The sequence below is a fragment of the Achromobacter deleyi genome (assembly GCF_902859705.1).
In the GTDB taxonomy this organism is placed as follows: domain Bacteria; phylum Pseudomonadota; class Gammaproteobacteria; order Burkholderiales; family Burkholderiaceae_B; genus Achromobacter; species Achromobacter deleyi.
The window spans coordinates 50,657-63,398 of sequence record NZ_CADIJO010000017.1 but is presented as its reverse complement, the minus strand read 5'-3'; the positions used below and the strand labels follow the sequence as shown (position 1 = coordinate 63,398).

At 61.0% G+C, this 12,742-nt stretch carries 11 protein-coding genes; 8 read left to right on the top strand and 3 right to left on the bottom strand.

The genetic code is table 11. From position 1 onward, the window contains the following. Positions 1-246: 246 nt before the first annotated feature. From HV798_RS22120 to HV798_RS22110, 3 genes are all read right to left on the bottom strand, one after another. A complete protein-coding gene (locus HV798_RS22120; protein ID WP_175194865.1) occupies positions 247-1,290 on the bottom strand; it encodes a hypothetical protein in 1,044 nt (347 codons plus the stop codon). A 93-nt stretch (positions 1,291-1,383) separates the two neighbouring features. Next, a complete protein-coding gene (locus HV798_RS22115; RefSeq protein ID WP_246289028.1) occupies positions 1,384-4,929 on the bottom strand; it encodes a DEAD/DEAH box helicase in 3,546 nt (1,181 codons plus the stop codon). Positions 4,930-5,370: 441 nt separating this feature from the next. Continuing rightward, a complete protein-coding gene (locus tag HV798_RS22110) occupies positions 5,371-5,616 on the bottom strand; it encodes an autotransporter domain-containing protein (protein ID WP_246289025.1) in 246 nt (81 codons plus the stop codon). A 296-nt stretch (positions 5,617-5,912) separates the two neighbouring features. Here HV798_RS22110 and HV798_RS22105 point away from each other — a divergent pair, with 296 nt between their 5' ends. The 8 genes from HV798_RS22105 (at position 5,913) to HV798_RS22070 (ending at position 12,734) form a co-directional block, all read left to right on the top strand. Continuing rightward, entirely contained in the window at positions 5,913-6,632 is a 720-nt protein-coding gene (locus HV798_RS22105) for a hypothetical protein (protein ID WP_246289023.1), read from the top strand. Between the two features lie 448 nt (positions 6,633-7,080). Continuing rightward, positions 7,081-7,746, top strand: a complete 666-nt coding sequence (locus tag HV798_RS22100) for an imm11 family protein (protein ID WP_175194871.1) — start codon at positions 7,081-7,083, stop codon at positions 7,744-7,746. 175 nt (positions 7,747-7,921) lie between these two features. Beyond that, complete coding sequence (locus HV798_RS22095; protein ID WP_175194873.1) at positions 7,922-8,902, top strand: Bug family tripartite tricarboxylate transporter substrate binding protein; 981 nt, start codon at positions 7,922-7,924, stop codon at positions 8,900-8,902. Positions 8,903-8,928: 26 nt separating this feature from the next. After that, a complete protein-coding gene (locus HV798_RS22090) occupies positions 8,929-9,894 on the top strand; it encodes a tripartite tricarboxylate transporter substrate binding protein (protein WP_425486163.1) in 966 nt (321 codons plus the stop codon). Positions 9,895-9,916: 22 nt separating this feature from the next. Further along, positions 9,917-10,561, top strand: coding sequence for a flavin reductase family protein (locus tag HV798_RS22085; RefSeq protein ID WP_175194875.1), 645 nt, complete (start codon positions 9,917-9,919; stop codon positions 10,559-10,561). A 37-nt stretch (positions 10,562-10,598) separates the two neighbouring features. Next, positions 10,599-11,213 (top strand): glutathione S-transferase family protein, encoded by a 615-nt coding sequence (locus HV798_RS22080; protein ID WP_175194877.1) that lies wholly within the window; start codon positions 10,599-10,601, stop codon positions 11,211-11,213. A gap of 13 nt (positions 11,214-11,226) precedes the next feature. Beyond that, complete coding sequence (locus HV798_RS22075) at positions 11,227-11,841, top strand: carboxymuconolactone decarboxylase family protein (protein ID WP_175194879.1); 615 nt, start codon at positions 11,227-11,229, stop codon at positions 11,839-11,841. Further along, complete coding sequence (locus HV798_RS22070) at positions 11,838-12,734, top strand: amidohydrolase family protein (RefSeq protein WP_175216501.1); 897 nt, start codon at positions 11,838-11,840, stop codon at positions 12,732-12,734. The genes HV798_RS22075 and HV798_RS22070 overlap by 4 nt, the downstream gene beginning before the upstream one ends. Positions 12,735-12,742: the final 8 nt, after the last annotated feature.

Below are 12,742 nucleotides of genomic sequence, written 5' to 3'. Positions count from 1 at the left end.
TTCCACCTTGGGCTTATCGCAGAAAGACACGACCGCACCACGATCTTGCCTACGGGTGGGGAGCTTTCAGCCGAATCTCGAAAAGAAGACGGGCTGTCGCCGGCGACGGGCCGCTTCCGACCCATTGCAGTCATCCGGCGCACCGAATTTGAGGCTCGCAAGCTGGCCTTGGCCCCGTTAGACAGCCGAAAAAGCCCTGCACTAAGTACCAGCAGGCGAGTGCATCAAGCCGTGTCGCTCCGCGACTCACAGTGGCTTGATCTCCATTCCATGGCCCGGTAGCCACCATTCGGAGAGCATCTCATCTAGCGCATCGCGCTCGCGTTGATCATTAGTCCACGTCCTGGCGAGGTTGAACACTGTCTTCATTCTCGCAAGTTGCTCATCAAGAGTAGATATTTCTCGAGCCTGCAAGCTTCGGGCAACCCCGACGACGCGTTCAAAAGTCTCTTGAGAGAGTTCATTGGGCGCCACACTGAAACTGGTCGCTCCAGTGGGCATCATGACCGGGGGAATCGCCCGAAAGATGAGCCGATGGAGGGCCTTGTCACCGGTAGCCAGCGCGGAATGGCTACCGATCGAATATCCCAGTTGGCGCAGAACTGGTAGTGCCAGCCATGTATTCAGATCCCCAGCGCGATTACGGAGGTACGAGACGTTCATGTAGTCGCTCTCGTCTTTGCCCGCCGGTTGGAAATCCAAGAAAGACGAGAGGTAAGAGTAGGCAGGTTTGGGGTCTCTTTCCCACTTGAATGCCTGCTGCTTCTTTAGCGAAACCCCCAGCGCTGTCAGCGCAATCACACCTGTGAAACGCGGAATGTCGGACTGTCCCATTTCTTTCAAGCGTGCCAGCGATTCATCGACCGGCATCTTCTGCGACAGCAGGCACTTCATGATTGCGACGAATGGAACTATCGAACTGAACTGCCTGCGAAGCGCCCTTTCGTTTTTTATCAATAACTGAACTTGATCGCTTGCGTATCCTGGGCGGAACTTGACGCCGTACTGCGCAAGATTTTCGATCCAGCCATTGATACGGCTCTCGGGGTCATTGCGAAAGCAGGAGTTAGAAAACCACTGTTCTTGGATTGCCATCCAAGGATTTACCACGCAATATCGAAGCAGATCTTCAGATAGTTCGGACAGCCACTGAGACCTGGTGAGGGCATTGGTGTCCAAGAAAAGCTCAAGTTCTCCTCGGCTCCGCTGAACGTTTAGGAACGGCCAAATAACGGCAACTCCTGACTCGGTGCGGTGACAGCGCTGGTCGTAGGGGATGGCTTCATTCATGTGTGCGGGTGTTCTCGAAAGTTGAAGATGAAATATATGTCTTGCCGATAGTAGTCACATATGAATGACTGCTTTTGGCCGATAACAGACCTTTCAATTGATGTGGCTATCCAGGAATTTCGCCATCGTTCGACCATGCCCCGACGTGGACCAGGATGTTCTGGAGCCGACTACGTACATGGTCCGCTTAGCGCGAGATACCATCACATTCAGAATGTTGGGCGTGCTAGTCGCCCACGATCTGGCACCCTGTTGCGCCTTCATCGGGGCTCCCAAAACCGCAATGACCGCTTCGGCCTCCTTGCCTTGGAAGGTATGAATGGTGCCAACACGTTCTTTTAGCCAAGCATTCATGTCCACGTTAAAGGTTTTGAATAGTGCCTCTTCCTGCCGGAGCAACTGCCGAAGTTCGTTGGCAACGATACGGAAGGGCGTAATGATGTAAATATCTGGAGCAGTTACGCCACCCTCGGATAGCCGGTGCAGCAGGTCCAGTACGAGCTTGCCTTCGGCTGGGCACCACTTGGAGTCTCCTGTGCCATCTACATCAAACCACCGCGCTTCACCCAAGATATCGACAATTTTGCTGATCGAAGGCCTGCCGGCGGCGTGCACCATTTGCCCATCGTAGGCAATGTCGTTGGCGATGCGAAACATTGGATCCTGACATCGACGATGTACCAGCAAGGGCAGGCCGACTTCGCGTGTGCCTGCGCTGGCTTGGAATTCGGCACGGTGATACGAGGCTTCGTCCGCCAACGTCTGGGCCGATGCATCCGGGGCCAGCCAACGGACGTTATTGATATTGAAGTGCTTGGCGATCTGTTCGGTCAACATCGTAGGCAGCGATACGACCGGGGGGATTTGTAGGGGATCGCCCACAACGACTGCGCGTTGAGCGCGCATCATGGCGCCGGCTGCTGCCTGCGGTGTTGCTTGGCCGGCTTCGTCCAACAGGAGCCAACCAAAGGATGCCGGAGGCAAGTCGCCCAGCATGCGGTCGACCGACGCAAAAGTCGTCGATACGACCGGGCAGATCAGAAATAGGGTAGTCCAGAGGTCACCCAGTAGCGCCAGTTTGGCTGGGTCCTGAAACGCGCCGGCTTGCATGGCGCCCATAAGAGCGCCGAAGTTGTGGGAGACCCGTTGTGCGTTGACGTTGATGAAGGCGCGATGCAATGCCATCGAGGCTTCAAAGAGTTCCTCTCGTTTGCCCTGGATGGCCGGGGGGATCCAAGGTGTGGCCAGATTCCAAGCTTCATGGCCTTGGGAAAAGAAATCGTCGCCCACCAGGTGTTTGCCAATATTCTCTTTATGGTCTGCTATCGCTAGTTGTAGCCGTTCCAGTTCGTGCAAGCGTGTTTCGAGGGCCTGGTGGCTGAGTGCGTGCTTAAGTTCTGCTTCGTCACTGGCACTTTGCGCAGCCAGATAATCCCTTCTTGATTGAGCGACAGCATTGCGCAGATCTCGCGCTTTTTCGACAAGAGGCGCATATTGAACTTCCCAGTCTCGATAACGACAAGTATTGAATATTCGATGCAGCCACCAGGGTTTGGATGAGCGTGCGGTCTGCTCGCTGGCTTCGGCGTTTCGCAGCGCGTGTTCGGCGCGAGTCAACTGGGATTTGATCTCTTGCGTAAGCGCTGAAAGGCGTTCGTATGCCGCCTGATCGCGTTGATGCGCTTGTTGGGCCACAGTGACGGCGTGACGAGCATTGGGTAGCTTCAGGCATTCTTGCCGGATCGCTTCCAGATGGGACAATTCCCTGTCCAGTTCATTTTTCAATGTCTGGAAGTGGCGGCGGGTCTTCGCCCATTCTGTCCTGGCTTGCTCAGGCGACGGTGGTGCCTCTTTCGTGACAATGATGGGTATTTCGCGTCGGATGAGTTTTCCGGTGCTATCACGAACTTCGCGAATTACCGAATCACCTTTGGCGGCCTTTAGATAGATGCGTAGGCTGTAATCCGGGTCGAACCAGATGGTCTGCTGGAAAGCACTCCGATTCTCCGCATTACCAAGCACGGCTGCAATCAGGCCCCATGTGGTTTCTTCAGGAGGCTTCGTGCCTTGTTCAGCGCGGGTTGTGTTGAGCCGGTCAGAAATAGTCTTGAAATACTGAAAATCTCGGCCAATCGCCTTGGAAGAGGGCAGTTCGCGACTGACGTTCTCAACGGCCTTGTTGTTGCTTGAGGCAACGATGATTTCATGGCCTCTTAGCGACGAGTCTATCCGGTACAAGTGAAAAAACGCGCGATCACCCGCTGGAATTTTGATCCCGGTAGTTTCAAAGGCCAGGGTGGGATCGTCGAATCTGGCCATGGCCGTTGCACGGTCCATTACGCAAGCCGCGACAATATCGCGCAGCAGTGTCGTCTTCCCAGTTCCGGGTGGGCCGTTCACCGCCGCGATACCTGGCGTTTGAGCAATGGAGCTACGCGTTGCATTCACCGCAGCCTGTTGCAGCGTCACGAGAGAATGCCCGCCAGGAGCAGGCCAACGTGCTTGAGGGAAGCTCTTGGGGGCGATGAGCTCTTCGATTAGATCGCGATTACTCAGTAGGTCAGAGCTATGCCCAACTGATTGCAGACCAATATAGCGGGCAAGGGCGGGCGTGACCTCGTTGGCAGCCACCAACTTTCGAATTCTCGCCAGATCATTCAGATAAAACGAGTTCAGTAGAGAGACTTCGGGTGGGTTTTTGGCCTTGTAGTAGTGGTAGACCCTGAACGAGAATTTCGGAGCTTGATAAAAATCTGCGGGAATTTGCAGTCTCTCGACTAGCCATTTGAATGCATCATCGATCAATTTTCGACTCATGGGCAGAGGCTCACCATGTTTGTCATGCTCTACCAAGTGTTCGGTAAAATCTTTGACTAGGCGCTCTTCCAGATCAGCCCATTCACCCAAGCGGGTGATATCGCCTTCCAAGGCAACAGGCAATGCCCAGGCAAAGCTGGATATGGCGACGCCTTTTTCCTGGACCAGATTCCCAATGCGGTCCACTAAAACTGCCGCAATGGCAGACTTTTCCCGCGTACGAGCGCTTCTTTCTTCTTCCGCTCCGTATGTCTGGGTCAGAGCTTCAGTGGCAACCTCCATATCAATTGCGCCAAACACAACCTGATAGAACAGTTGATAGTTCGGGCGAGATTTTTCATCGCGCTGCCAAGGCAATAGGTCTTGATCGAGTTGCGCGATGCAGCGCGCATCGCCATTGGCCAAATCCGCCGGCTGACGGTAGGTCTGCGGAGAAAGTGCTTCCATCGCAGTCCAGGCCTCAATGATCGAGACAGGATCATCTGCGCGTCTGTCGGTGGGTGAGACTCGTCGCGTGGGGAATCGTGCGCTAGCAGTTGGCTGGGCGGGCACAGGACGTGCGCCGTGCAGATTGGCAGGTGTGATGGGCTGACTTCTCTGAGGCTGAATTTTCCGCTTGGTGGGCTGAGAAGAAGGCTGGTTTTCTGGAGAATTTTGAGCAGGGCTGGTTTTTGCCGTGGAAATCTCACGCTGAGGCGCCATGCTTCCCCGAATGAGGTTCGCCAATTGCGTTGCTCGCTCAGTTTTTCGGTAATTGAGTTCGCTCTGAAGTAGCGCCAAGATATCTTGGTTGCTGCGAGCCTGCTCAAAGATGGATTCCAAATCCCCAATGCTCAAACTGAAATATGGTCGTGTTACCCCCAACGTATTTACCCCTATCTGCCATTTCCGTATTTTGCGTTGCCAGAACGGCCAGGCAGCAAGAACGACTGCCGGCCCGTTACAGTCCGACACGTATTATCAATGATTCTGAGGTGCTTCCGCTACGGAAAAAGAAAATATCTCCGGGCGAATGGCGATCACAATAGCGGAGATAAATGTGACCGTCGGGGGGACGGGGTGGAGATTCGCCATATCTTTCTTCTGCTTTTTCGCTCTATCGGAGCGATCACTATTGGCCGGACGCGGACTTTAACGAACGCTTGCTGTTAGGCTAAAGGCAGATCTAGCTCGGTTTTCGCGCTTTGGCGTTGGCCGTCGCAGGCGTCGCTAGTGCGACGCCTGCGGTCATTGAAGCGTCAGCCTAGAACCGCACAGCCAATCTCAGCCCCCCGACTGCTGCCGATTCCCGCCGCCAAACTGCGCGTCATACGCAACCTCCGCCGCTGTATTCCGCGCAATCGGCACGCCCGTTACGGAGAACGTGTTGCCGCCTTCAAACGCCAGTTTCTGCCTGGGTTTGACATCCCCCATGGCATCGCGCCAGCCCAGCGACGCGGTCACGCAGCCCGGGGCGCCCTTGGACTCAAACTCCCACGAGCCGCGCATGCCCAGCGTGGTGCTGGTCACGTCGTCGGTATTGCCCGACCCTCGCAGCGCCGCCTATCCGCCCGATTCCTGGAAGTCGCGCGTGCGCAGTTGGTTCCATGCCAAGGAAATAAGGTGCCAGACTATGTATTCGAGGGGTACTCGTCGAAAACATAGTCTGGCACCTTATTTTCTTTGTTTCCGGCCGGTTGCGGTCACTGATCGGGGGGACTGCCACGCCCTTAATGACTTACCTTCCGGCCGAAGATGTTAGGTGAGTGTACGGGTAACAAATTGCGAGTACGATGCCCGAGCATAACCATCGGTCGGAAATGCGTATGACAATACTGAGCCCCGAAACTCGAGATATGCTGCATGCGTTGACTTGGTATATGGCGGCACGGAAGACCGCGCTGCGAGCAGCCTTGTCGTTTCGCACGCCACTCACCACGCTCACACACACTGATATGCGCGTGCAGTACAGCGCCTATTTCCAGAATCTATTGTCCGCAACTGAGCTAATGCGCGAACCGGCACCACTACCGCCGAAGTCTTTCGAGGCTGAGTTGTATGCGCGATTTGTCTTCCCTGGATTTCAGGACGGTGAGTTGAATTACGAGTACATCAAGTACCTGAGAAACGCCATCGTCCATCGCGGATACGACATCACCTCAGCCTGTCACATGGCCGGTGATTTCCCGATGCTTATCGCGGAACCGAGTTTCCAAAACAACGCTACGAATCCAGCAAAGACCAGGACTTTCCATGCCTTCGATAAATACGTGCTGAACATCATCACGAAGTGTGAGTCGGTGATCGGTGGCGTGATCTTCGACACATTGAACAACGCAGGTGTCTTCCAAGCGGCCATTGATCCACAAGCCGCTATTGCTGACACGCGCACCGCTGTTCATAACTCACATGTGATGCCGGATTGGGCCAAAGCGATGGCTGCAGCAGCGGAACTCAAACCTGAGTGGTTCGTGGATATGAACAACTCAATGAAGGACAGGCTACGCGAAGCCCTAGCGCCGTGCGATATCTTGAATCTAGCCTGAAGGGGTCTATCGCCAACGACTCAAAATGGCCGCGAGCGGACGTCGTCGACGGGCCGAGTCCGACGGATTGCGGTCTTCCAGCCAGTAATTCCGGCCCAGAATTGCAACTTAGCCGACCGTGCTGGTATCGGTTTAAATCAGCGAATTAGCCTTTTTGAAATCCCAGTCCATCTCTCTTTCTCTTACGGTTGATGCAGGCCGTCTGTCCAAAGCCGTCCGTGAAGCATTCATGAACGAGGGCGGTCATGAGTTCTACTATGGTGGAACCCCAAGCAGAGCCGCTGAACATACCCTGCGCAGAAAAGCAGGGCAGTGCATCCCATGGGATACCCTCGAAAATTGCTTAGCAGCTACGAAGTTCCGCCGCAGGCTATGTATCTCCAGCTCACTCCGAGCAAAAATGGATTCATCAAGATTGGCTTCAGCGAAGTCGACCCCTTTAGCCGCCATGACGGAAGCCACCGTGACCGAACCGACCGCCACTGAAATTTCAGCCGCAGCCGCCTCTCATAAGGGCGAATTTTTCCTGATCGACGCCAGTTTCCTGGGCAACGGCGGGGTTCCCGGCATAGCAATCGCCAACGAAGAGAAGCTGATCCCTCCAGGGATGCATGTCGTCTCGCGCCCTGACGGAACGCCAAATCAGTATCCAGAGCGTCCCCACCTGGTCCATGTACCGGAGAAGGGCGCAATGCCACGCGATCTGGAGGAGCTTGCCGGCATATGGATGGTGTCGGAGCCTTTGAAGCAGCTGTTTGAACAAATGGACGCCGAGGCGTTTGCATTTGTGGCCTGCGACTTCAGCCTTGCGGACGGCAGCGCCGGTCCTCAGTACTACCTGGGCAATGTGCTGCGCAGACTGGATGCCCTGGATGAAGCCTCCTCCCGCGTGAGGATCAAGCTCGACCACAATGATCAGACCGGCGAGGACGAGAAGCTCTATAGCCTTGTCGGCGGGGCCAGCCTGGTGTTCAGACAGGATGTAGTGGGAGATGCCCATATTTTCCGCCAGGATCGCATGGGCGCGCCTCCCATCTGCGACCGCGCGATGTTTGACGCATTGCGTGCGGCCAACTTCTCCGGCGTGCGGCTGCGCGATGTAGCCGATCTCTAAGTCGGACGCGCTGCAGCCTCCCCAGTCTCGCGTGAGGCGGGTGTTCCCGTCGTCGCCGCGCTGCCACCCCATTTCCCAACGTCGAGCAAAGCAGATATGCGGTCCTGCGCATAGCGCCATATCTGCGCCGCGCCTACCATGCTGCAAACACAAGAACCCCCAGGGTGGAGACAGCATGAGAATGGCAAGTGCGCTGACCGCGGTCAGCCTGTGGCTCGGTGCGGGCCTGATATCGGCGGCGGTGGCGGCCGGGGCGTATCCCGACCGGCCGGTCAAACTGATCGTGCCGTTCCCGGCCGGCGGGGCCACCGACCTGATGGCGCGCTCGCTGGCGCAGGGGCTGGGCGAAAAGCTTGGCCAGACCGTCGTGGTGGAAAACCGCGGGGGGGCCGGCGGCGCCATCGGCGCCGAGGCCGTGGCCAGCGCCGCGCCCGACGGCTACACGCTGCTGTATTCGACCATGGGCGTGCTGACGATCAACCCGTCGTTGTATCCCAAGCTGCGCTATGACCCGCAGCGCAGCTTCGCGCCGGTGTCGCTGACCAACCTGACCTCCAACCTGCTGGTGGTCAACCCTGCGCTGAAGGTCGACTCGGTGGCTGCGCTGGCCGAGATGGCGCGCCAGCGGCCGGGCGAGCTGACCTTCAGTTCGTCGGGCAACGGCACCACCAGCCACCTGGCGGGCGAGATGTTCAAGACGGCGGCGCATGCCGACATCCGCCACATTCCCTACAAGGGCACGTCGGGCGCCATCAATGACTTCCTGGCCGGCCGCATCTCGATGATGATCGACACCTCGTCCAACTTCATCGAGCAGGTCAAGCAGGGCAAGGTGCGGGCGCTGGCCGTGACCAGCCGCCAGCGGCTGGCGGCGCTGCCCGACGTGCCGTCCATGTCGGAGACTCCAGGGTTCGAGGACTACGAGGTCAGCCTGTGGTCGGGCGTGCTGGCGCCGGCGGGTACGCCGCGTCCGGTCATCGACCGCCTGAATGCCGACATCCAGGCGGTGATGACGTCGCCGCAGATGGTCGAGCGCATGGCCGGCTATGGCATCCAGACCACTCACAGCACGCCCGAGGCCTTTGCCGAACGCATCCGCGTCGATACGGCGAAATGGGCGCACATCATCGAACAGTCCGGCGCGCGCGCCGATTGAGGCCCCGGCCCGACTAGGGAACACCCATGCGTACGATGCTTCGATCCTTGCTGGCGACGGTTGCGCTGTCCGTCGCTGCCGCCTCTGCCATGGCGGCCTATCCCGACCGGCCGGTCATTCTGGTCAATCCCTATGCCGCGGGCGGCCCCGCCGACGTGGTGGCGCGCAGCCTGGCGCGGGCGCTGGAAAAGCGCCTGGGCCAGCCGGTGGTGGTGGAGAACAAACCCGGCGGCGGCGCTTCCATCGGCACCGGCTTTGTGGCGCGCGCGAAGCCGGACGGCTACACGCTGCTGCTGGGCACCTCGGCCGGCCACGTGGTCACGCCGCTGATGCAGAAGACCGTGTACGACGGCGTCAAGGGCTTCGCCTTCTGCTCGGTGGTGGCGGTGCAGCCCATCATGCTGGTGGTCAATCCGTCGCGCGGCATCCGTTCGGTGCCGGCGCTGATAGCCCGCGCCAAGGCCGAACCCGGCAAGTGGAGCTACGGCTCAGCCGGCGTGGGCGGCGCCACGCACCTGGGCGCTGAACTGTTTCAGCAGGTCGCGGGTGTGCAGCTGAACCACATTCCCTATGCCGGCGCGTCGCCTGCCATCAACGACGTGGTGGGCGGCCAGACCGATCTGGCCATGCTGAACCTGTCGGCCAGCCTGCCGTTCATCCGCCAGGGGCGCCTGGTGGCGCTGGCCTATGCGTCGGACAAGCGCTCGCCCTTGCTGCCGGACGTGCCGACGCTGGCCGAAGCGGGCGTGGCGGGCGCGGACGCGGCTACCTGGTACAGCCTGGCGGCGCCGGCCGGCACGCCCGCCGACATCGTGCGCACGCTGAGCGAGACCGTCCGGGCCGTGAACGACGATCCCGACTACCGCCGCGTGATGCAGGAGCAGGCGATAGAGTTGATGGCGTTGTCGCCGCAGGAAGCGGACGCCTACGTCGCCAAGGACCAGGCCGACATGCGCCGACTGCTGGGCGCGCTGGGGCTGCTGGCCAAATGAGGACGCAAGGGACGCATCATCCATGAATTTCGATTTCAGCGAACTGAGCACGACCAATGCCTTCAAGCTGCTGTCCAGCGTGGTGGTGCCGCGGCCCATCGCCTGGGTGGTGAGCCAGTCGGCGCAGGGGCAACGCAACGCCGCGCCGTTCTCGTTCTTCAACGTGGTCAGCAGCGATCCGCCGATCGTGGCGCTGGGCATTGGCCCGCGCGGCGGGCAGCTCAAAGACACGTCGCGCAATATTCTTGAGACGGGCGAGTTCGTCATCAATCTGGTGTCGGCCGAGCTGGCCGCGCAGATGAACCACACCAGCCTGGACTACGTGTCCGAGGTGGATGAGCTGACGCGCGCCGGGCTGGCGACCGAACCGTCGCTGGTGGTCGTGCCGCCGCGCATCGCGCTCAGCCCGGCAGCGCTGGAATGCCGGGTGTGGCAGGTGCTAGATGCCGCGCCGCAACGGGTCATCGTGCTGGCGCGGGTGGTGGCGCTGTACCTGCGCGACGACGCGCTGCTGGATGCGCAGCGCTTTCACGTGGACACGCCCGCGCTGCGCCTGCTGGGCCGCATGCACGGCGCCGGCTGGTATGCGCACACCAGCGACCTGTTCCAGATGCGCGCGCCGGACGCCGCCAACGATCCGGCGGTGCGGCCGGCTCAGGGCCATTGACGCGCGTCACGATTTCGAATCCATAGGGAGCCTTTTGATGAAATTGCATTGGTCGCCGCGCTCGCCCTTCGTGCGCAAGGTGATGATCGTTCTATACGAAGCCGGCATCGCCGACCGCGTGGCGCTGGTGCGCACGCCGGTGGCGATGGACAAGCCCAACCTGGACCTGGTGGCGGACAACCCGTTGATCAAGCTGCCCACGCTGGTGCTGGACGACGGCACGCCGGTGTACGACTCGCGCGTCATCTGCGCCTATCTGGACGGCCTGGCCGGCGCCGGCCTGCTGCCCGCGGACCCGGCCGCGCGCCTGCTGGCCGAACGCCGCCAGGCGCTGGGCGACGGTTTCCTGGACGCGCTGCTGCTGTACCGGCAGGAGCGCAACAAACCGGTCGACAAGCAGACCCAGGCCTGGCTCGATGCCTTCGCGCTGAAGACCCGCGCCGTGCTGGCCGTGCTGGAAGCCGAGGCGCCGGCGCTGCGGGCCAGCCGCTTCGACCTGGGCCTGATCGCCATTGGCTGCGCGCTGTCGTATCTGGACTATCGTTTCCCGGACCTGGCCTGGCGCGACGGCCATCCGGCACTGGCCGCCTGGCACCAGGACTTCAGCGCGCGGCCCTCGGTGCAGCGCAGCCAGCCCGACGAAACCCCTTGAGCGAAGGACGATGATGAGCCGCATTCCCCTGCCCACGCCCGACAGCATGAGCGACGACCAGAAGCGCGTCTACGAGCGCATCGTCTCCGGTCCGCGCGGCCGGCTGGTCGGCCCCTTGCGCGCGGCGCTGCACAATCCCGAGCTGGCCGAGCGCTGGCAGGCGCTGGGCGCGTTGCTGCGCTTTGGCACCAGCCTGCCGCCGCGCGTCAGCGAACTGGCCATCGTGGTCACGGCGCGGCGCTGGAACAGCCAGATCGAATGGCACATCCACGCCCAGGCCGCCCGCGCCGCCGGCATTTCGGATGCGGTGCTGGACGCCATCCAGCATCGCAGCGAACCTGCCTTCGACAACCGCGACGACGAGATCGTCTACGCCTACGCCTGCCAGTTGCAGGAGACCGGCCAGGTCGAGCCCGCGCTCTACGCCGAGGCGGTGCGGCGCTGGGCCGCGGTGGGGGTGGTCGAGCTGACCGCCGTCATCGGCTACTACACCATGGTGTCGATGACGCTGAACGCGCATGAGATCCCGATGCCGGACGACGCGCCCGCGCCGCTGGACGTGCCCGAGCAGGATGGCCGGCCGGCGCTGAGCCGGCTGGCACCGCTGGCCGGGCAGGGCAAGGCATGACCGCCGCCAGCGCCTACGTGCCCGACGGCGTCGAGACGCCGCGCATGCCGGCGGCCCCCGCCCAGCCGCTGCCGCCGCAGGCCTGCGACACGCACTGCCACGTGTTCGGCCCCTACGACCGCTTTCCGCTCTGGCATCCGTCGTCCTATGCCGCGCCCGACGCGTCGGCGCAGCGCTACCTGCGCATGCTGGACACCCTGGGCGCCGCACGCGGCGTGCTGGTGCAGCCCGCACCCTACGGCACGCATCCCGACGCCTTGCTGGACGCGCTGGCGCTGGGCGGCGACCGCCTGCGCGGCATCGCGGTGGCCGACCCGTCAGTCAGCGATGCGCAACTGCAGGCCCTGTATGACGGCGGCGTGCGCGGGCTGCGCTTTGTCGAGGCGCGCGACCCGGCCGGGAACCTGTTTCCGGGCAGTGTCGGCTTCGATCAGGTCGCAGCGCTGGCCCCGCGCATGAAGCAATACGGCCTGCACGCGCAGCTGTGGGCCCCGTGCGACACCTATCTGCGGCACCTGCCGGCCCTGGCGGCGTTGAACCTGCCGCTGGTGATCGATCACCTGGGCAGCCTGGTGCCCGCGCGCGGCGAGCAGGATCCGGCGTTCCAGCTGCTGCGCGGCCTGCTGGCCGATGGCCGGCTGTGGATGAAGCTGACGCTGTGCCGCGTGGGCAGCGCGCCGGACTACGAGAATGCGCGTTTCATCCACGACGCCTTCGTCGCCGCCAACCCCGACCAGGTGCTGTGGGGCTCGGACTGGCCGTTCGTGCGCATGGGCGAGGCCGCGCCCTCGGCCGACGCGCTGGTGGCTGTGGCGCAGCGCTGGCTGAGCGATGATGCCCTGCGCCGCAAGGTGTGGGTCGACAACCCGGCGCGGCTGTACGGCTTCGCCTGAAGCGCTGG